Origin of the sequence: Veillonella atypica KON, assembly GCF_002959915.1 — a bacterium.
Taxonomy (GTDB): Bacteria; Bacillota; Negativicutes; order Veillonellales; family Veillonellaceae; genus Veillonella; species Veillonella atypica.
The window spans coordinates 1-21407 of sequence record NZ_PPDE01000005.1; the positions used below are offsets into that span (position 1 = coordinate 1).

Annotated in this window: 21 protein-coding genes, 2 tRNA genes, 1 rRNA gene and 1 other annotated feature; of the genes, 23 read left to right on the forward strand and 1 reads right to left on the reverse strand. The window is 39.5% G+C overall.

Annotated elements, in window-relative coordinates; genetic code table 11:
• Positions 1-88: 88 nt before the first annotated feature.
• The 20 genes from rrf (at position 89) to VAHSUH02_RS02770 (ending at position 17186) form a co-directional block, all read left to right on the forward strand.
• Positions 89-205: ribosomal RNA gene (gene rrf / locus VAHSUH02_RS02675) — 5S ribosomal RNA — on the forward strand.
• A 672-nt stretch (positions 206-877) separates the two neighbouring features.
• Positions 878-953 (forward strand) — tRNA-Trp (locus tag VAHSUH02_RS02680).
• A gap of 116 nt (positions 954-1069) precedes the next feature.
• Positions 1070-1146: transfer RNA gene (locus tag VAHSUH02_RS02685), tRNA-Arg, on the forward strand.
• 311 nt (positions 1147-1457) lie between these two features.
• Complete coding sequence (locus VAHSUH02_RS02690) at positions 1458-2579, forward strand: IS1249 family transposase (protein ID WP_005384160.1); 1122 nt, start codon at positions 1458-1460, stop codon at positions 2577-2579.
• Between the two features lie 111 nt (positions 2580-2690).
• The gene (gene tnpA, locus VAHSUH02_RS02695; RefSeq protein WP_105112041.1) at positions 2691-3152 is read left to right on the forward strand and encodes an IS200/IS605 family transposase; all 462 of its coding nucleotides are present in this window, start codon (positions 2691-2693) and stop codon (positions 3150-3152) included.
• A gap of 260 nt (positions 3153-3412) precedes the next feature.
• The gene (locus VAHSUH02_RS02700) at positions 3413-4720 is read left to right on the forward strand and encodes an FAD-dependent oxidoreductase (RefSeq protein ID WP_005384272.1); all 1308 of its coding nucleotides are present in this window, start codon (positions 3413-3415) and stop codon (positions 4718-4720) included.
• Positions 4717-4995 carry a ferredoxin family protein gene (locus VAHSUH02_RS02705; RefSeq protein ID WP_005384274.1) on the forward strand — a complete coding sequence of 93 codons (279 nt, stop codon included), beginning with the start codon at positions 4717-4719 and terminating at the stop codon, positions 4993-4995. Before VAHSUH02_RS02700 ends, VAHSUH02_RS02705 begins: the two co-directional genes overlap by 4 nt.
• A gap of 4 nt (positions 4996-4999) precedes the next feature.
• Positions 5000-6004: an electron transfer flavoprotein subunit beta/FixA family protein gene (locus tag VAHSUH02_RS02710; RefSeq protein ID WP_005376408.1), complete on the forward strand. Its 1005-nt coding sequence runs from the start codon at positions 5000-5002 to the stop codon at positions 6002-6004.
• The gene (locus VAHSUH02_RS02715; protein ID WP_005384276.1) at positions 6004-6999 is read left to right on the forward strand and encodes an electron transfer flavoprotein subunit alpha/FixB family protein; all 996 of its coding nucleotides are present in this window, start codon (positions 6004-6006) and stop codon (positions 6997-6999) included. Before VAHSUH02_RS02710 ends, VAHSUH02_RS02715 begins: the two co-directional genes overlap by 1 nt.
• 491 nt (positions 7000-7490) lie before the next feature.
• On the forward strand, positions 7491-8267 hold the full coding sequence (locus VAHSUH02_RS02720) for a Fic family protein (RefSeq protein WP_005384278.1): 777 nt from the start codon (positions 7491-7493) through the stop codon (positions 8265-8267).
• Between the two features lie 327 nt (positions 8268-8594).
• On the forward strand, positions 8595-9353 hold the full coding sequence (locus VAHSUH02_RS02725; RefSeq protein ID WP_005384280.1) for an SDR family NAD(P)-dependent oxidoreductase: 759 nt from the start codon (positions 8595-8597) through the stop codon (positions 9351-9353).
• Positions 9354-9489: 136 nt separating this feature from the next.
• Positions 9490-10089, forward strand: coding sequence for a hypothetical protein (locus VAHSUH02_RS02730; RefSeq protein WP_005384281.1), 600 nt, complete (start codon positions 9490-9492; stop codon positions 10087-10089).
• Between the two features lie 46 nt (positions 10090-10135).
• Positions 10136-10720 (forward strand): hypothetical protein, encoded by a 585-nt coding sequence (locus VAHSUH02_RS02735; RefSeq protein ID WP_009661867.1) that lies wholly within the window; start codon positions 10136-10138, stop codon positions 10718-10720.
• 179 nt (positions 10721-10899) lie between these two features.
• Positions 10900-11850 carry an ABC transporter permease gene (locus tag VAHSUH02_RS02740; RefSeq protein WP_038149007.1) on the forward strand — a complete coding sequence of 317 codons (951 nt, stop codon included), beginning with the start codon at positions 10900-10902 and terminating at the stop codon, positions 11848-11850.
• Positions 11843-12652, forward strand: coding sequence for an ABC transporter permease (locus VAHSUH02_RS02745; protein ID WP_005384287.1), 810 nt, complete (start codon positions 11843-11845; stop codon positions 12650-12652). Before VAHSUH02_RS02740 ends, VAHSUH02_RS02745 begins: the two co-directional genes overlap by 8 nt.
• Positions 12653-12718: 66 nt before the next feature.
• Positions 12719-14233 carry an ABC transporter substrate-binding protein gene (locus VAHSUH02_RS02750; protein WP_038149008.1) on the forward strand — a complete coding sequence of 505 codons (1515 nt, stop codon included), beginning with the start codon at positions 12719-12721 and terminating at the stop codon, positions 14231-14233.
• Complete coding sequence (locus VAHSUH02_RS02755) at positions 14226-14993, forward strand: ABC transporter ATP-binding protein (RefSeq protein ID WP_005384289.1); 768 nt, start codon at positions 14226-14228, stop codon at positions 14991-14993. The genes VAHSUH02_RS02750 and VAHSUH02_RS02755 overlap by 8 nt, the downstream gene beginning before the upstream one ends.
• A 1-nt stretch (position 14994) precedes the next feature.
• Entirely contained in the window at positions 14995-15735 is a 741-nt protein-coding gene (locus VAHSUH02_RS02760; RefSeq protein WP_005384290.1) for an ABC transporter ATP-binding protein, read from the forward strand.
• 124 nt (positions 15736-15859) lie between these two features.
• Complete coding sequence (locus VAHSUH02_RS02765; protein WP_005384291.1) at positions 15860-16567, forward strand: hypothetical protein; 708 nt, start codon at positions 15860-15862, stop codon at positions 16565-16567.
• Positions 16568-16715: 148 nt separating this feature from the next.
• A complete protein-coding gene (locus VAHSUH02_RS02770; protein ID WP_005384293.1) occupies positions 16716-17186 on the forward strand; it encodes a hypothetical protein in 471 nt (156 codons plus the stop codon).
• 55 nt (positions 17187-17241) lie between these two features.
• Here VAHSUH02_RS02770 and VAHSUH02_RS02775 read toward each other — a convergent pair whose 3' ends face one another.
• Positions 17242-17589: a hypothetical protein gene (locus VAHSUH02_RS02775; RefSeq protein ID WP_005384295.1), complete on the reverse strand. Its 348-nt coding sequence runs from the start codon at positions 17587-17589 to the stop codon at positions 17242-17244.
• Positions 17590-17818: 229 nt separating this feature from the next.
• Between VAHSUH02_RS02775 and VAHSUH02_RS02780 the strand changes: the two genes are divergently transcribed.
• The 3 genes from VAHSUH02_RS02780 to VAHSUH02_RS02790 all read left to right on the forward strand — a co-directional run bounded on the left by VAHSUH02_RS02780 (position 17819) and on the right by VAHSUH02_RS02790 (position 21406).
• Positions 17819-18451 carry a hypothetical protein gene (locus tag VAHSUH02_RS02780; RefSeq protein WP_005384296.1) on the forward strand — a complete coding sequence of 211 codons (633 nt, stop codon included), beginning with the start codon at positions 17819-17821 and terminating at the stop codon, positions 18449-18451.
• A 347-nt stretch (positions 18452-18798) separates the two neighbouring features.
• Positions 18799-19206 carry a hypothetical protein gene (locus VAHSUH02_RS02785; RefSeq protein ID WP_005384298.1) on the forward strand — a complete coding sequence of 136 codons (408 nt, stop codon included), beginning with the start codon at positions 18799-18801 and terminating at the stop codon, positions 19204-19206.
• Positions 19207-19422: 216 nt separating this feature from the next.
• Positions 19423-19626 (forward strand) — a binding site (T-box leader).
• 241 nt (positions 19627-19867) lie between these two features.
• Entirely contained in the window at positions 19868-21406 is a 1539-nt protein-coding gene (locus VAHSUH02_RS02790) for a 2-isopropylmalate synthase (protein ID WP_005381515.1), read from the forward strand.
• Position 21407 lies beyond the last annotated feature (1 nt).

Genomic DNA, 21407 nt, shown 5'->3' on the forward strand with positions numbered 1-21407 from the left:
GGCTTTACTTAATAACAATAAGCGGAAATGTGCAACAAATATATATATATACCTTCTATGTGGTTTTCAGAGTACAAACTCTGACAGATTCAGTGGCGATAGCTACGAGGGTCCACCTGTTCCCATCTCGAACACAGTAGTTAAGTTCGTAAACGCCGAAAGTACTTGGCTGGAGACGGCCTGGGAGGATAGGAAGTCGCTGATTAAGCTAAAAAAGGCTAACCAAATGGTTAGCCTTTTTTGTTATATATACTTACATGTAGAGTCCGACCAGCGTACCTGAGAAAATAGAGTATGGGGTGATAGAGGCGCGTAGAGACGTTTGTGATTCACACATCATATATAAATATGCACAAAAAATTACTCATTTTACAATTTGTTTAAATTCTATTCACTCATAATTCATATAGAATCTTTATACTATCAATAGTTGATTGAGATCAACTAGGAAATGGAGGTCTACTACTTAATAACTTTTATCTGTCCCTTTTACAAATAATACAAACAACACAACACAAAACAATACAACACATAAAACAACACTTAAATACACAACAATACTCTCCCTGTGTATAAAAAACAATACATATACAAAACTCTCTAATTATATATACCATCTCCCGTATATATAAAGATAAAAGTTAAGTAGACAAAAAGAGCCCGAAAGGGCTCTTTCCTTTTTTCGTATAAATAGTATTGTTATAGAATAATTATCTGTTTGTATACATGAAAGTGAGGAGACAATTATCTTTGTACTTTGATAGTAATTTATATATTATATAAAAAAGATGAAATTCTTAAATATCTTAGAATTGCCTTGACAGATGGGGGCGCTTCTTGGTATTATATTCAAGTATCAAGTACACTTGATGTGCATAGGGGTATAGCTCAATTGGTAGAGTAGCGGTCTCCAAAACCGTTGGTTGTGGGTTCAAGTCCTACTGCCCCTGCCAAACTTTAGAGCTGCGACCTTCGGGTCGCAATTCTATAAAAAAGTTACTTAAAAATATTAAAATAATGCTTGCAAAAAGCTAGTCATTATGTTAATATAATCAAGTACCAAGTACATGACTCAGTAGCTCAGCTGGATAGAGCGTTTGACTACGAATCAAAAGGCCAGGGGTTCGAATCCCTTCTGGGTCACCAAACTAAAACTCACACGAACGTGTGAGTTTTTTTATTATTGTCTTTAGACTGGTTCGCGACGTAGTCGCGAATCATAAAACCACCCGCTATGCGGGTGCGGCAACGAAAGTTAGGGTTATAGGACAAAACGTGTTGGTTTTATAGGCGATAGAGCCAGTAAATTACTGGCTCTATCGCCATTTTAAGTTCTTTTGATAAACTTAGAGGGTGGACAAAATGTGTTGGTAAAAAATCTCAAAACCCTTGATTTTACTGGCTTTAATAAGGTTATATCTTCTTAGAAAATCGTATTCTAAGTGGAGGGAATAATCATGCTAGTAAGATGTATAAATTGTGGATTTTCTTGTCAAAAATATGGGAAAACTAAAGCTGGATCACAACGATGGCATTGTAAGCAGTGTAACATCACCTTTACACAAACTATTGATAATACTACTAAATGTTTTCATCGATTTCTAAATTGGTTATTTAGTAAAGAAACACAACAGGACATGCCTGGGCAGGGCCGTACATTTCGTAGACAGATAGCTGATTTCTGGAAAATATGGCCTATGTCGCCCAAAATTGAAACCCAGAGAGATGTGGTATTCGTTGATGGTATTTACTTAGCTAAAAAAGCTTGTATTTTGATCTGTTATGATGGTGAACATGTATTAGGATGGTATTTATGTAGGTCAGAACAGTCTCGATCATGGCAAGCTCTTATGCAGCGAATAGCGACCCCCATTGTGGTCGTTTCTGATGGTGGACCTGGCCTTAGAAAAGCATTAAAAAAAGTTTGGCGTACGGCCAAACTTCAACGTTGTATTGTTCATGCTGTATGGCAAGTGCATCGTTACACTACTAGACGGCCTAAAACATTAGCAGGCATTATGTTAAGAGATTTAGCAAGCGATTTGTATAGTGTAAAAACACAAGAAGATGCACAAATATGGATTCAACGATTATTTAATTGGAGAGTGACTTTTAAAGAGTTTCTAAGTGAAATGACACGTGATAGTAATGATAATTTAAGAGCTATGCATGAACGCTTATTAAAAGCTTATAACTCTCTAGTAGTGTTAATTAATACAGAGACAATGTTTCGATATTTAGATGAAACATTGGTGTTGGATAAAGAATGTCCGAGGACTAATAACCCTATTGAAGGCGGGGTAAACGCACAACTCAGACGTTTATTGCGTTACCATCGAGGGATGTCTGTAGAAAAACGTATAAAAGCGGTCTTTTGGTGGTGTTATTTACACTCACCAAGACCGCTTTCTGCAAAAGAAATACTTGAGGTAATGCCAACTGATGCAAGTATTTCTAAAATATATAGATCTATGAATGAAAGAGCCCAACTTCAAGGCATAATTCCAACTTGGGGGGATGCCATTTCTTGGGGTGATTTGCATAACTATGACAAATTATCTTTCAATGATTGGGATTAAAGTACCAACACGTTTTGTCCTATAACCCGAAAGTTATACAAAAAAATCACCTTGCTTAAGTATAATGTAGGTGTTCAAGCCGCATTATATACAAAAGAAAGGTGATTTTATATGGCAACAAAGACACAGAGCCTTGCGCACACAAAATGGTTATGCAAATACCATATAGTATTTACACCTAAGTATAGACGTAAAGTTATATATAATCAATACAGAAATAGTTTACTTGAAATACTGAGACGTTTATGTGAATATAAGGGCGTCAAGATTATAGAGGGGGAGCTTATGGCAGATCATGTGCATATGCTAGTGTTAATTCCACCTAAAATATCAGTTTCATCTTTTATGGGATATCTAAAGGGTAAAAGTGCGCTAATGATGTTCGATAAACACGCAAACTTAAAGTATAAATTTGGAAATAGACACTTTTGGTCCGAGGGATATTATGTAAGTACGGTAGGATTAAATGAAGCTACCGTAAAAAAATATATACGTGAGCAAGAGTTACATGACCAAATGAAAGATAAACTTAGTGTAAAAGAATATGAGGACCCTTTTAAGGGTAGCAAGTAATACATATCCCCTTTAAGGGGACCGTTACGAGTCAATGGCTATGCGGCTTGAACGTAGTGAAAGCCAGCGCCTTTAGACGCTGGCCTAGTACTACGGGCTTATAGCCCGTGAGCAAACCACCCGTTTTACGGGTGGTTCTGATTTTCTTATACAATTTTCATGTACATGTGGTATGTTAAAAAGGTATTTTCAATCTGTATCGTGAATATATAATATATAGACTTATGTAAGTTAGGCTTTCATAAAAAGGAGCTGAGTATATGGCAATAGATCGAAATGAGAGATTTGACGTTATCGTCGTAGGGGCAGGGCCGGCGGGTGCTGCAGCGGCGTTACGTTTGGCGGAGCAGCGTGTGAAGGTGTTGGTCATTGAGCGCGGGATGGCGCCAGGTGCTAAGAATATGATGGGCGGCCGTATTTATACGCATTCTCTAGAGAAATTGATACCGGATTTTAGAAATCGTGCGCCGCTTGAAAGAAAGGTGACAAAGGAACGCATTTCCATCGGTGCTGGCAATGAGATGACGACCATCGAATATAGTTACCAAGATGTGAAAGAAAATGAAGAATCCTATGTTGTGTTGCGTGCTAAATTCGATAAATGGCTGGCCGAAGAGGCTGAGAAGAAAGGGGCTTTGCTCGTTTCTAATGTACAGGTAACGGAACTCATCACCGAAGGGGAAGGTAAAAAACGTCGCGTTGTAGGTGTACGTTGTCACGATGATGAGGTGTATGCAAAACTTGTTATCATCGCTGAAGGTGCTAACACAGTGCTTTTAGAAGAGGCTGGTTTGGCTGACCCTACAGATCCTAAGACGATGGCTGTGGGTGTGAAAGAGGTATATAAATTCAAAAAAGAGGACCTCGAGAATCGCCTTATGTTATCTGGTGATGAAGGCATGGCATGGCTTACGTTGGGCGATATGACAGATGGTCTACTAGGCGGCGGCTTTATATATACGAATAAGGACAGCCTTTCCGTAGGCATGGTAGTAGGCCTTGAGGATATCGGCTTGGCAGATAAATCAGTTGACGAAATGTTGGAGGCTTTCACCAGTCATCCTAGAATTGCACCGCTTTTGAAAAATGGTCAATTAAAGGAACACAGCGCGCATCTTGTGCCTGAAGGCGGTTATAAAGCGATGCCAAAATTGGGCGGCAAGGGTTACATCATCGTTGGTGATGCGGCGCGGATGTGCATGAATCTGGGGTACACGATTCGTGGTATGGATTTGGCTATCGAGTCCGGCATGTGCGCAGCTGAGGCGGTCAATGTGGCGCTACGCGACGAAAATATGGATCGCGTTACTAAATTGTACGAAAAACAAATCAAGGCGTCTTGGTTGCGTCGCGATATGAAATTGTATAAAAATATGCCGAAATTCTTGGCCTCTAATCCGCGTATTTTTAATGAGTATCCTGCATTTGTAAACAATCTTATGCGTGATGTATTCACCGTAAATGGTGACGGTGCGGTGCCATTGATGAAAAAATTGTTACGCCGCGTCAAGGATGTAGGCCTATTCAGATTGATTCGTGATGCATGGAAAGGGGTGCGTTCCCTATGAAATTAGAAGAGCGTTTGGGCGCGAATAAATATTATGTAGATGAAACGTGTCCTCACATCATTATTGATGGTGAAAGCGTAAGCCGCGAAGAAGCGATGAAGCTCGTGAATGGTTGTCCTGCAGGTTTATACACATTGCAAGAGGACGGCACGCTTGCTTTTGATTTTGCGGGCTGTCTCGAATGTGGCACATGTCGCGTATTATGTGGACACAGTGTTGTTAAGACTTGGAAATATCCTCGTAACGCCAAGGGCGTAGAGTTTAGACAGGGGTGAGTGCATGGAATTATTAGTCTGTATAAAACAAGTACCGGATACGTCGGAAATTAAACTAGATCCGGAAACAAATAATCTCATCCGCACAGGTCTGCCTAGTATTGTAAACCCTTACGACATGCACGCGCTTGAGGCGGCTTTAACTGTGAAAGACCAAATTGAAGGCAGTCGCGTTACGGTTGTGACTATGGGGCCTCCACAAGCCGAAGAGGCATTGCGTCAATGCTTGGCGTTAGGCGCTGATGATGCGGTGCTCGTAACAGATCGTGCCTTTGGTGGTGCCGATACATTGGCTACAAGTTATACGATTGCATCTGCTATTCGTCATATTCAACGAACCATGAACCGTCAGTTCCAACTCATTTTCTGCGGAAAACAAGCTATCGATGGCGATACAGCTCAGGTAGGCCCTCAAATCGCAGAGGAACTCGGTATGGCGCAAGCTACCTATGCTTGTGAATTTTCCGTAGACCAAGCCTCTCAAAAGGCGATTGTAAAGCGGGAGCACGAGAACGGTTATGAAGTGATTGAAGCTCCGTTGCCATTGCTTGTGACGACGACAGCCGAACTTAACGAGCCACGTCAACCTGGCCTTTGGAGCTCCATTTACGCGAAACGATATACTATTAATCATATTACCTTGCGTGATATGCCTCATATTGATGAAAGCCGCATTGGCCTTACCGGTTCCCCAACACGGGTACGCAAGGTATACCAACCACCGCTTCGTGGCAAGGTAGAAATGCTTTCATCCGTCGACGAAGGTGCCAAAAAGGTGCTCGAATTGGCGTACCACATCAAGCCTGAAAAGTTCGCACACCTTTTGGTGCCAAATGACACACCGGTTGTAGAGGCGCAAGACGATGAGGGCATTGACGTAAATGACCCAGTACAGCGAGCTGCGTCTGTTGAAAGCGTGGTGCCTAGCGAACCTAAGGCGGTAGATCCAAATACATTTGCAGCAGAGGCCGCTAAAGCTGATGCTGTTTCCGAAGGAGGTGACCGATAATGACAAATTTTGATGAATACAGAGACGTTTTTGTCGTAGCTGATACCATCGATGACGTAGTGCATCCAGTTACGTATGAACTTATCGGTCAAGCCCGCCGCATCGCCAAAGAACTGGGCCAACTCGTGCAAGTCATGCTCCTCGGTGAAAACGTACAAGCTGAGGCGGAGGAACTTGTGGCTCATGGTGCCGATATTGTTCACGTTTTTGAAAGTCCCCTCTTGAAATACTATACAACGGATGGCTATACAAAGGTATTGACGGATTTCTTTGAAGACCATAAACCGAATATCCTTTTAATTGGTGCTACCAACAATGGCCGTGACCTAGCACCGCGCATGTCTGGTCGCATGCAAAATGGCGTTGTAGCAGATTGCACTATCCTAACGGTAGATACAGAAGAAGGCCTTGTAGAATGGACCCGTCCTGCTTTAGGTGGCAATATCTTGGCTGAAATTATTTCGCCAAACCATCGTCCACAAATGGGCTCTGTTCGTCCTAATGTATTCAAAAAACCTGAGCGCATTGCGGACAGTTGGGGCCGTATCCAACTTGAACAATTTGACCTAAAGGCCGAAGACATTCGCACTAAACGGCTAGATTTTATTCCATTCAGCAAGTCTGGTTATAATATCCAAGAAGCGGATATCATCGTAGCTGGCGGTCGTGGTATGGGTTCAAAGGAAAACTTTGATAAACTCTACGAACTTGCTGATGCTATCGGCGGCGTTGTAGGCGCTACCCGTCCACTCGTTGAAAAAGGCTGGATTGAACTGCCATACCAAGTAGGCCAAACCGGTAAAACCGTAAGCCCTAAACTATACTTGGCATTTGGTATCTCTGGCGCTATCCAACACGTAAGCGGCATCTCTGGTGCCGATACAATCGTGGCCATTAACAATGATCCAAATGCAGAAATCTTCCAGCACGCTAACTATGGAATTGTTGGGGATTGTATGGAAGTTCTCAACGATATGTTGGCGCATTTAAAATAGAACATAAAAAGATTGGGCTCTTAGCTTAATTGCCGTAGTAGAAAGGACCCCTTCCAAAAAACTCCACCGGCCGGGTCTGACTCCGGCCTTCGGCCTCCGCAGGGCCAAAGTCGTTTTTCGAAAGGGGTTCTTTCTTATCTCTACAGTCAATACAGCCATAGGCCCAATCTTTTTATGTTTTTCTTAAATTAGCACCTACACATTTGTTGATAGGAACAGGAAAAAGTCGTTTTCAGAACCCTATCGGTTCTTTGCTATCTACATTAGTCTATTTTTAGCGCCAGCATAATCGTTGGAAATCCACAGTGAGGGTAAAGTCGTTTTTCGAAAGGGGTTCTTTCTTATCTCTACAGTCAATACAGCCATAGGCCCAATCTTTTTATGTTTCCCCTTAAATTAGCGCCAACATGTTCGTTGAAATAATATAAGTAGAAATATGGTAAAATGGTGTTATACATATCATAGTTGAATGGACGTAGGGAGGTGATGTTGTGACTGCTGATAGTAATGGTTATGTAGGTTTTGATTTGGCATTGTTTATCGCTGAGAAGTTGCGTGCTCAGTTTGTGTTTGATATGGCTCAGATGGAGGGAAACACGGCAACGTATCCGCAGGTTGAGACGATTGTGTGTGGTACTTCTGTGGCGGGGCTCAGTGTAAGTGAGACTCGACAGATAGATAATATTAATCGTGGCTGGCAAGCCTTGATAGAGGATTTGCGGTTAAAACGATTTCAGATTAATAAGTTAGTGACTATCGAATATAATAAGTTGGTTTCTGAAAGTGAGAACCGGCTAGGATTTGGTGGTTTTCGCAATGCACCAGTAGCTATAGGTGGTACAAGTTACACACCGCCTAATCCTTTGGATTTAAATTCCTGTTGGGACCAATTAATAGCTAGGTGCCAAGAGCTAGAGGATAATCCGTTGGAACAATCGCTTCTATTATATGCCGAGATGGCTCGTAACCAGTTCTTTGGCGATGGCAATAAACGAACCGCTCTGCTCATGATGAATGGGAACCTTATTCAGAATGGATTATGCCCAATTACGATAACAAAATCTCGTGAAGTAGAATATCGGACTGCTTTAATTGGATATTATGAAAGCCCAGAGCAACATCGCATTCAATTCTTCGATTTCCTAAAACAAGAACAACAAACCATGCTAAAACGCTGGGGCTATGAAATCCAAGATATAAATGAAACCGAACTTGGTAAAACAATCGATACAAATCCAAAAGAAGGATCCACTAAACATAAATTATAATTGAGGCCCTGAATTACAACTTTCCCTTTCCCCGTAACAAAAATCTTTGCGGGAAATAAGGATAACGTATTTAAAACAGGTCCAGATGGGCTTCCAAACCCGACTTTGGCCCTACCGTAGAGAGGACACAATCTGATAGAGGTCCTGAATTACTTTCTTTTTCTTTGTTTAGTAATGAAAATCTTTGTGTTTTATTATGTAATTCAGGACCGATGTATTTAAAGTATGTGATGATAGGGGCGGGAAAAAGACTTCGGGTCCCGCTTGCGCGATAGCGTGTCTTTTTTCCGCCCCTGTCATCACTGTTAAATAGAAGGAGGAATACATATGAACCGCAAAATTTTCGTTACAGGTGCTACTTCTGGTATCGGCCTTGAGTGTGCCCGTGCATTCGCTCAAGATGGAGATAATGTATTGATTGCTGGTCGTCGTGCAGACCGCTTGGCGGCGATTAAGGAAGATTTTGAGCAACAATATGGCATTCGTGTGGATACGCTTGTACTTGATGTGAGCAAACGTGAAGATGTAGATGCTAAGGTAAAACCAGCTATCGAAGCTTTTGGTGGCATTGATGTACTTGTAAATAATGCAGGTCTGGCACAGGGACTCGATCCATTTCAAGATAGTACCGTAGAAGATGCAGTCACAATGATTAATACGAATGTATTAGGACTTCTTTATGTAACAAAGGCAGTATTACCTTTCATGATTGATAAAAATGAAGGTCATATTGTAAATATGGGTTCTACAGCTGGGATTTACGCATACCCAGGCGGTGCCGTTTACTGTGCTACTAAGGCCGCTGTCAAAATGTTGGCCGATGGCATTCGTATGGATACTATAACTACAGATATTAAGGTTACCACCATTCAACCTGGCATTGTAGAAACTCCATTTAGTGAAGTGCGCTTTCACGGTGATGCGGAACGCGCAAAATCTGTATATGCTGGTATTGAAGCCGTTCAACCAGAGGATGTGGCAGATGTTGTATTGTATGTAACAAATCAACCTAAGCGCATGCAAATCTCTGATGTGACCATCATGGCGAACCAACAAGCGGCAGGCTTTATGGTTCATAAGAAATAACAGACTATTATACTAAACTTGTTAAAATGATATAGGTAGCATTTATTACTTTAAATCCTACATCATTTAGGATATATTTATTAAGTATATTTTAATAAATATAGTTTTACAAAATTTGTTTTTGGAGATTGTTGTTATGACAACAAAGATAAAGACATTACTAGTGGCTTCTTTAGCATGTGCAGCTATTGGTTCCTATAGCATTACTAGTGCTCACGATCTATCTGTTGGGAATCGTTCTGTGTCTATGACTGGTGGAATCTCAGTTGAACCTACGGAACCAAATTTTATTATGCCGAGTCCTGTACATGTGTTCACCACAGTTAAAGAAGCGGCGGAGTATATGAATATTACACCACAGATGCCAAAGTTGTTACCTGTAGGCTTTAATATTCAATCTGTCATCACTTTAGAGAAAGATATATTACAAGTTGTGTATGTCTATAAATCTGGTGCGGATCCATGTTATAATCAAGATGGAGGCGCATATATTATATATCGTTCATCTAAGTTAACTGGTGATATCAGTGGTGACCATAAAATTCATAAGGTTATAGAAACTGAAAGTGTAGATGGTACAAAGGTTACTTTCAAAGGCAGTGACAAAATGGCTTATCTTGCATCGTGGATGAAAGATGGACAAAATCATTCTTTAGATTTTTATCGCCCCGTTACACGAGATATGGCGAAGGCTATTATCCGTAATATTGTTGAGGAAAAATCACATACAAAATAAATGTGTTTTTAATAATTTTTATGTTACGCGAAGGGAGATTATACTCATGGTTAAAAAATTTGTATTAATGGCAGTTGCGTGTGCTTGTGTAGGTTCTTACACTGTTGCCGGTGCGCAAGGTACTTTTGATGTAAAACCAGATCCAGCTAAACCTGTAGTTGCAGAACAGGCAGCGCCAATGGTTGGTATGCCAAGTCCAATTCATAAATTCGCTACTATTGATGAAGCCGCTAAATACATGAATATTATGCCTCATCTACCTAAAGTATTACCTGTAGGCTATAATGTTGAGTCTGTAAGTACTATCGAAAAAGATGTATTACAAGTAGTATATGTATACCAAGCTGGCGAAGATGCAACGCGCAATCAAGCAGCAGGCAAACGTATTGTATATCGCGTAGGTACTACAAAAGGTGATATCAGCGGCGATTACAACAATTATAAAGTTACGGCTACTGAAAAAGTAAACGGCACAAAGGTGACTTTCAAAGGCGGTAATTACATGGTATACCTTGCAACATGGGTAAAAGATGGTCAAAACCATTCCATCTATTTTGAACGTCCTGTCAATCGCGATATGGCAAAAGCTATTATTACTAACACAGTGTCAAAAAAAACACATATGCAATAATATAATTTAAAATGTATACATATAAACAGCTCCTCGTATGAGGGGCTGTTTTTTCGTTATGTGAAACTTTCATAATGAGAATAGTTATAATATACCTGGATGGGTATACATGGATGTGCATATTATTGCTACAATAAAGGTGGATAGTTTCTTAGTAATAAAAGAAGGTAGGTGATGGATTGTATCGATTAATACTACAGCGTTTGGTGAGTATAGTTGGTATTTTACTAGTTGTTACTATCGGTACATTTGTATTGATTAAATTGTCGCCTATCGACCCGGTGGCAATGAAATTTAATCTCGTGGGTGCCACGCCTGATCCGGTGTTGGTGGCTCAATTAAGAGAACAATTAGGTCTCAATGATCCGTGGTGGCAACAGTATGTGCGTTGGCTTGGACAAATTGTTCGAGGTGATTTTGGGGAATCGATCCTGTATTCAATGCCGGTAAGCACATTGTTATCGGGGGCCTTGCCTAATACATTGGGCCTCGTATCACTAGCACTTGTCATGGGAATTGTAGTGACCATTCCATTAGGGATGCTGTCCGCCAAGTATCAGGATTCATGGGTAGATCATGGTGTACGATTATTGACGTTTCTAGCCTTAGCGATTCCTAGCTTCTGGGTGGGCCTATTGTTGCTCTACTTATTTGGCGTTAAATTACAGCTAGTGTCAGTAACGAACACAAATGGTTTTTCTGCTTATATATTGCCAGCTGTTACATTAGCTCTATGGCTATGTGGACTATATATCCGTCGCTTGCGTAATGCTATTTTAGAGATATCCAGGCGTCCCTTCGTTCAAGGAGCGCGTGCATTAGGCTTACCAGAGTGGATGGTATTTATTCGATATATATTCCCTCATGTAGGACTGATGTTATTGCCTATGATGGGCGTAACGATGGGCGCTATGCTTGGTGGCTCTGCTGTTATTGAAACAGTATTCGCCATCAAGGGTATTGGGTACATGATGGTACAAGGCATTATGGCGCGAGACTTTGTATTGATGCAGGGCTATATCATTTGGATTACATTGGTATTCATTATTATCAATATCATCATTGATGTATTGAGTATTTGGCTGAATCCGAAGCGAAGAGCCGCCATAAAAGGAGGCTCTTATGAATAGACGAAAGCCCTATACTTTATACGTTATGTTGGTATTAGCAGCTCTGTGGATCGCATTTTTCTTATGCGCTCCCTATATAGCACCATTTGATCCTGAAACGACGAGTATCGCGGACCGCTTACAAGACATTAGTAGTACCCATCTATTAGGTACTGACCAACTCGGTCGTGATGTGTGGTCTCGTATTTTGTACGGTGGTAAAGCCTCTTTAGGGATTGCTTTCACCATCATTGGCATTAGTGGGGCCATCGGTATCGCTATTGGTGGGTTAGCAGGATTCTCTACACCTAGCATTGACCGTTGGTTATCTCGCTTGATTGATTTGGTACTAGGGTTCCCGAACATGGTGATTGCCATTGCTTTCATCGGTATTATGGGACCTAGCATAACGAATGTAATCATTTCCTTGTGCATTACGAAATGGGCGGAATATGCACGTATCACACGAGGCCTCGTACAGATTGAACGCCACGCGGAGTACATTACCTTTGCTCGTATGTCAGGTGCTTCAAATCTACGAATTCTGTGGCGCTATATTCTTCCGAATGTGTTGCCGCCGTTGGTGATTGTTATTATTCAACATTTAGGGGATGCTATCATCTTGGTAGCTAGTTTCTCACTCATCGGAATCGGTGTGCAACCGCCGGATCCTGAGTGGGGCACAATTTTACTCAGTTCTAGAGATTTTCTACAAACGGCGCCGTGGCTGCTCATTTATCCAGGCCTTGCCATTTTTATTACTGTTGTTTTATTCAACTATATTGGCGATGCATTGCGCGATGCACTTGATGTATCTCGCTAACCGCGCTGTGTATAGATTTTTTGGTGAAAGCCTTTCAAAAAGGTAATTTTTTACAAAGGAGAAAGTATGAAACGTTGGTTATTAGTATGTTTAGCTATGTTGTCCATGGTGGCCCTCTTGACGGGGTGTGGCAGTGATACGGCTAAGCAAGGAAAACACATGAATGTTGGTCTGTATTGGTTTGGTGAAACATTAGACCCAACACACGAATGGGATGCGTGGACATTGACTCGTATCGGTGCTGGCGAAACATTAGCTGTTGTTACACCAGACATGAAATTTGCCCCACAATTAGCGGATTCTTGGGAAAATGTGGACCCTACTACATGGAAATTCCATATCCGTGAAAATGTAAAATTCCAAAACGGCACACCTATGACGCCACAAAAGGTAAAAGAGTCCATCGAGTACACTATGAAACAAAGTGCTCGTTCCGCAAAAGCTGTTAAAATCGAGTCCATTACCGTAGATGGTCAAAACTTGATTATCAAAACAACAGAGCCTAATGGCTCCTTGTTGTCTAGCTTAACAGAACCTGCGTTTGTCATCATGGATACAGCGGATCTTAAGGACGTAGCAACAAAACCAGTTCTTACAGGCCCTTATAAAATTAAATCTTTCACAAAGGGCGAAACCATTGAACTAGAAGCCTTTGCAGATTACTGGGGCGGCAAACCAGGTCTTGATTCTGTAACAGTAAAAGACATCGAAGACAACAATAAACGTGCGATGGCATTGCAATCTAAAGACGTTGACGTCATCCAAAAGGTGGACTCTGCTAACCGTAGCTTGTTTAAAGATGGTTTCAATATCCAAGATATCTCTGGCGTTCGTGTGTTCATGTTAAAAATGAACCAAACTGCAGCATCTCCATTACATGATAAAGATGTACGTAATGCAGTAGCTCATATCATTAACTATGATTCCATGGCGAAAATCATCGGTAATGGTTCCACACCAGGTGCAGCACCATTCCCACCTTCTGCAAAGCTAGGTTACGATACAATCGCTAACAAAGCGACAACTGATGTAGCAAAAGCGGACCAAATCTTAACACAAGCTGGTTATGCTAAAAATGCAAATGGTGTGTATGCTAAAGATGGTAAAGAATTATCTCTAACATTAGCTGTTTGGGGTAAAGACACTAGTATGTACGAAGAAATTCAACAAGAATTGAAACAAGCGGGTATCAATGTAACGCTTAAGAAATTACAAAGCCCTGATGAAGTGGATACACTAGGTACAGATGGCTTTGACTTGGTAGAACGTAACGTTATTACCATGTCTACAAATGATCCTTATTGGTTCCTCAGCTTGTTCTACAAATCCGGCGCAAAAGCTAATGTTGGCGGTTATACTAATCCTCAAGTAGATGCGTTAATCGACCGATTGTCCGTAACATTTGATCAAAACGAACGCTCTAATATTGCAAGACAAGCACAACAAATTTTAGTTGATGATGTAGCAGATATTTACTTGTTGTATCCAAGTGCAACGGTTGTATCTACTGCAAAAGTTAAAAATGTACCGGTTCATCCTATCGATTACTACTTGTTAACAAAGGATTCTACTATTGAATAAATCTGATTGTATTGTATTTGATAAGGTTACAATTTCATACGGTGCGGAGCAAGCGGTACGCAATGTATCCTTCTCCGTGCCCACTGGTGAGGTCTTTGCTATCGTTGGTGAAAGTGGTTCTGGTAAATCTACGTTAGTTCGCGCCGCCTTTGGCATGTTAAAACAAGCTAACATTAGCGGCCAAATTTTGCTAAATGGTACCGATGTTTCTACCTTAAGCGATGGTGATTGGCGACAATTGCGGGGCACGAAGATTTCTATGATTTTTCAAAATCCTAGCGCCTATCTAAACTCAAATCGTACTGTAGAAAATCACTTCAAAGATTTATTCCATGCTCATGGTGAAAGCTATGATGTAAGCCGCATTATAGATATGCTTAATCTTGTTCACTTAACCGACGGAGATCGGATTTTGCAGTCCTATTCATTTCAATTGAGCGGTGGCATGCAACAACGGTTAGCCATTGCACTAAGCCTTATCTTGAAGCCGAGCATCGTATTTGCCGATGAACCAACTAGTGCTCTGGATATGCTCGTGCAAGCCTCTGTGCTAGACCTTTTAAAAGAGGTAACACAAGCTCTTGGGGCAACAGTTATTATCGTAACCCATAATATCAAGGCGGCCGCACGCATTGCTAATAGCATTGGCGTTATGAATAAGGGACAACTCGTTGAAGTAGGCTCTACCGAAGAGGTTATGGCATGCCCAAAAGATGAGTATACTCGTATTTTGTTAGATTCCGTAATGAAAGTGGTGTAGTATGATTCAACTTGAGAATATCTGTAAACAATATACAAACCACAATCATACGGTTCACGCTGTTGACAATGTATCCTTTTCTGTAGCTGCCAATGAACGGGTAGGCATTGCTGGTGGTAGTGGTTCTGGTAAAAGTACGCTGCTTAGGCTGATTGCTATGCTAGAAAAACCTACATCTGGCACCTTACGACTCTTTGGTGGAGAAATCCATTCCATTCAAAACCATACAGAAATATATCGCTCTATGCAGATGATGTTCCAAAATCCCTTGGCGGTGATTCCACCGCGGATGAACTTAGAAGCATTTCTCTTAGAGCCGTATATCAACTATGGGCTTATGGATATAGCCGCTGCAAAGGAAGATATCCGCAAATGGATTAAACATGTAGATCTACCTGAAACTATTGTTCAGAAATATCCTCATGAAGTAAGTGGTGGTCAGCTGCAACGGTTGGTACTGGCAAGGATTATGTTGATGCATCCAAAACTAATACTCTTTGATGAACCTACATCAGCCCTTGATGCGGTAAATCAAAAGCTAGTACTAGATTTATTACAAAAACTCCATAAGGAACAACCCTTCGGCTATGTGTTCGTCAGCCATGACATCGGACTCTTACAAGCCGTAACAGACCGAATCATCGTTATGAAAGATGGGCAAATCGTAGAAACTATCGAATCAAAACGACTTAAAGAAGCGGTACACCCATATACAAAATCACTTGTCAGTGCTGGAGAATAAAGAAGGCCCCTGTTATACAGGGGCTTTTTTATACGTATAATCAATAAATTATACGATTTTAACTATAAGTAAAATTATAATAGTATATTATGGTATGATATTTTATGTATAAAAGGAGGTATATATGAGTGAGAGTATTATGGCATTGATAAATTTAGTTAGAAAGCGATTTGATTTATTTACAAAGATTTTTGTTTTACTTTTTTTATTATGTTTGTTTGCTGATTACTTATATACTTATTATGGAGTAAATATATTAGATTTTGAATCTATATTACCTCAAATAGTAAAAGTATTGCTAAAAAAAGTTGAGTTTATTCTTTATTGGCTAATCCCTTTTGTATGTAGCATACCAGGGATATTATTTTTGATACTACTTATAGCTTATATCTTAGAAGTTATAATAAAGCAATTAGATAAAAAAGAATACTTCATGAAATTATCTGAAGATTTTTATAAGTCGTTAAGCCATATGGAGTCATACTGTCAATTTATAAGTAATCAAAGTTTTGACTTATTACAATTATCAATAGTCTATATTCCTTTTATTGGAGGCGTATATTATATTCTTGCGATGTTTAATCATATAGGTGTTTTAATTTCTCCGGATTGGTATACTTCATCATTTGAAATCATCAATCCTATAAAGCACTTAATTTCTTTTAGCTGGTTACTTCCTAATATGACACATAAAGAATGGATTGAATTAGTATTCGTATTTAGTCGGAGCTTTATTTACGGATACTGTATATATTGGTTTTATATTAGTTTATATATCTATATAAAAAAAGAACGTGAACTTTTAAGAAAACGGAGTATAAGAGAGGAATAGCTGCTTGTGAATTAGAATTTTTTAGAACCGATGATAAATACATATTGTAAGATAAAGTATTTTGTAGAATATGTAAGATAGTAGGTCAAATTAGTTATATAAAGGAATTATATTTAGTTCATCTACAAATACTAAAAGGAGATATTTTATGAATACCTTAGAGCGTTTTTATGATGCATTAAAGATTGCATTAGATATGTTATTTTATAAAGATCAATACTTAATATTTAATGAAACTGATAATCATGTAAGTGAGTTGTCCATTTCACATAAAATTGGGCACTATTTATCATTATGTATAGATGAGTATGATGTAGACTGTGAATATAACCGGGATATAGCTGATTCTAAAAAGAATAAGGCTAATGAGTTGATAAGACCAGATATTATAGTGCATAGACGTGGATGTAATAGTAGCAATTTTGTTGTTATAGAAGTAAAACCTTGGTGGAATGATAATGCGGAGGAGGATATCAAAAAATTAGCTGAAATGACAGAAGAAAATGGAAGGTTTGAATATGATTATGGGTGTAGTATAATTATCACAAAAAATAGATACGATGTTACTGCAACCATATTATCTAAGGGGGATATTATAGAACGTAATATCAAGATATAAATCAAATAATATAAATAAAAATAGCTCCCTTAGGAGCTATTTTTATTTATATAAACTATTCAATTTCCGCTTTCAAATCAATAATATTTTTAGCAGCTACACAGCCAGGGCAGTCGCAGAATTCTGCGCCTTCTGCTTTAATGTCTTTAGCATGTTGTAATAGGTTAGCTGCGCCTTCTTCGCCAAGGATTTGTGTAGCAAGTTCAGACCCTGCAAAGCCTATTGTTTCATCGATAAGTGCAATGTTTTGTTCTGCTACGGATACGAGTTGTTTTGTAAGTTCTTCTTGTTTAGGTGTACCTTCTGCATTAATCCAAGATTGAGCGAATTCCTTTACTGTTTCATTGCTTGTAGGTGCATCTAATAAAGCTTGTACGAGTTGTGTTAATCGTGTATGTGTCATGATAATCTCCTTGATATAACTAGTAAATATAAGTTTGGAAAAATACACGTACTATCTATGAGCACCTGTTCATTTTTATAAGTTCATTATAGCACTTACAATAATTTTGAATAGTAGAATTATTTGCGATAGATACTATCAAATAGGATAGATTTATGATGATAGCTGTTTCAATTTTTAATGATATAATTTAGTTAATAAATGTAGTTTGTTTGCAGGGGATTGTATCATGAAAAAGGTTGTATGTGCGTTAGCTACGCTAGCTTTTATAGGTTCCATCAATGTTGTGTCCGCAGATGATTTGTTGCGGTTTCGTCTTAATGGTAATTCGATTTATGATCAGCCCTATGGTGATCGAAATGAGTTTCCTTGTCCAGATAGACTTGGAAGTTGCACTATGACTGATGAGGATTATAGAAGCACTCGTAAAGGTCAATCTTTAGAGGTGTTTGATACTCTATATGAGGCTAAGCAACATTTGAACTTTAAACCGCAGTTGCCAAGTGGTTTAGAGGGATTACGTCCTGTACATGTATCCATTGTAGATCACGATGTATTACAAGTTGTGTATGCTTATCATGAGCTTTTAAAAGGAACATATTTTGACCGTGTAGATGATATGCCAAAGTATATTAAGTATCGCGTATCGACAGTATCGGGTAATATCGCAGGTGACTATAAGGATTATGTACCTCAGAAAACAGAGATTATAAATGGCATGACCGTGACTTATCGAATGGTGGATGACGCCGTTTACTTAGCATCTTGGGAACATAAGGGGCAGAACCATGTGTTCTTATTTAATGAGCCTATTTCTATTGAACAGGCTAGAGAAATGATTAAATGCGTAGGGATAAATTGAGTTACTTATTGTACTATCTTTTTAAATATGATTAGTTTATAATATAAATATAAAGAGAGCCAATTAACGTGATTAGGGCGTTAGGCTCATCTAAAACTTGATAAAACTATGATGGCGCCTAACGTGTTAGAGGAATGCACTCCTTTATACGTTAGGCGTTTATCATTGTACTATTTGACTAGTACAATGATAGTGACTACTGATAACAGAATTATGATAATTACATAGGTAACTTCATGATTTGTCATAGTATCACCTCCTCGCGGAGATGAACCTAACTCACGTCAATTGACTCTCTTCGTAATTAGTATAGCAAAAATTAATACTAAAAATAATGGAGTTTTTTTATGCAAGTAGATAATTACAAGATTTCAAAGTTATCATATATAGAAAATGCCAGCAATGAGATAATGGAAAAGTACAATATAAAAGTGCAATATGAAACGGAACCGCCTCATGGAGATGCTATATATTCTATTTCTATAAAGGAGAAAGTATTGCCGTTTTGGATTTATGGTAGGGATGTTACTTTCATAGGTAATAGCATGGTTATGGTCGAGTCTGTAAGATACAAAACCTGGGATCCCATTGAAACCATCATTATTGATTTAGAGAATGAAGTGTATGCTAGTTTAAAGGAATGGTATACAGATATTTCATTTATTAATGGTCAAATAGAGCTATCTAATAAAGTGGTAAAAATGGATAAACGAATGTTAAATAATTTTGAGAATTTAGAGTGGATAAGCTTTTAAGATTGATTGCGTAGAGGGTACATTGACCATACTATAGTGAAGTGTTATTCTATATATGACAAGGGATGTCAATATGTGACATAGTCTCATATGAACGAAAAAATAGCAGGGCGGTCACCCTGCTATTTTTATTGTCCTATATTGACTCAGTAAAACTTCATCATATCCTAATTGACATTACTCTATAGAATAAAGTACAATATCTTTATATCTTAAATACGAGCTATGAATGGGTATAAAGGTTTACAGATCCTGCTTTCAGAGAGTTGCCGGTTGGTGCGAGGCAATAGAGGTTGTACGCTGACACTCTCCCGTGAGCTTTGGTGGCGAATGTAGCAGTAGTCATCGACGGTGGTTCCGTTATACCCGCAACGAGTCCCAATTAGGGTGGTACCGTGTTATGAATATAACGCCCCTTTGAGCAACGACAGTTGTTCTGAGGGGCTTTTTTTTATAAAAGTTTAGTCAACCATACTACGTGACCGAATTAAAGTGGTGCTCTGACGCTCCAGCTAGCTTAACGGTCTTCGGTCTAGGGCCTCGACCTACTAAAGTCGCTTGCGAGCACGCACTTTAATTCTACGTTTTGTTTGACTAAACTTTCACAATTGATAGATATAATACAGTGTTATGTTTTATTAGTATAGAAAAGGTGAAGATTATGGATCAAAATCGCGTATATTTCTTCGATACAACCCTTCGTGATGGGGAACAAACACCAGGTGTATCTTTACAAACTCCTGAAAAAATTGAAATTGCGAAAGGCCTAGTACGCCTCGGCATCGATGTAATCGAGGCTGGTTTCCCAGCAGCATCCCCTGGAGATTTTGAAGCAGTACAAACGATTGCACGCGAAGTGAAAGGCGCAACAATTTGTGCATTGGCTCGTGCTAATGAAAAGGACGTACAAAAAGCGATTGATGCGTTGAAAGATGCGGAACGTAGCCGTTTACATGTATTCATTGCTATTTCCGAGCTTCATATGGAATATAAATTAAAAATGACTCGCCAAGAGGTATTGGATAAGGTTAAATCCGTATTGGCATATGCAAAAGGTAAGGTTGATGAAATCGAGTTCTCCGGTGAAGATGCGGCACGCTCTGATTTAGATTTCGCATGCCAAGTATTTGGTGTTGCCATTGCTGGTGGTGCAACAATTATTAATGTACCAGACACAGTAGGTTACATGAACCCTAATGAGTTCGGTGATAAAATCCGCTATATTAAAGAACATACACCAGGTATTGAAAATGCAATTATCTCTGTTCACTGCCATGACGACTTAGGTCTTGCTAATGCGAATACGTTAGCCGCTATTAAAGCAGGTGCACGCCAAGTAGAAGGCACAATTAATGGCCTAGGCGAACGGGCTGGTAACGTAGCGATTGAAGAAGTTGTAATGGCTCTTAAAACACGCCATGATTACTTCGGCGACCTTCAAGTGAACATCGATACAAAACAATTTACGAAAGTATCTAAACTTGTGAGCCGTTTAACAGGTGTTGTAGTTCCTCCAAATAAACCAATCGTTGGCTCTAACGCTTTTGCTCATGAGTCTGGTATTCACCAACATGGTATGATGAGCAACCCTGAAACGTATGAAATCATGACTCCTGAGTCCGTAGGGGCTGAAAAAACAGACCTCGTATTGGGTAAACACTCTGGCCGTCATGCCTTTGCCGATCATTTGGCAAAACTTGGTTTCCAATCTTTCACAGAAGAGAAAATCAACGACCTCTTCGCTAAATTCAAAGAATTGGCAGACCGTAAAAAACAAGTATACGATGATGACATTATCGCTCTTGTAGTAGATAACTTACATCACAAAAAAGCATTCGAGCTCGTGGCTCAATACTACAAATTAGGTGAAAAAGGCTACGCATATGCTGACGTTCGCCTCATGACCCCAGAAGGGGAGAAAGCAGATGCTGCCGTAGGTGACGGTCCAGTAGACGCATCCCTTAAAGCAGTTGAACGTGTGGTTGGCTTGCCAATTAGCTTAAAAGACTACCAAATCCGTGCTATCACAGCAGGTAAAGATGCCCTTGGGGAAGCAACCCTTAAGGTAGAATACAACGGTCGTTTGTACCATGGTCGTGGTATTAGCACCGATATCGTTAAATCAAGTGTGAACGCATACATCAATGCAGTTAACTCAGTATTCCTAGCTATGGAGCTAGAACAACAGGAGGAAGAATAAT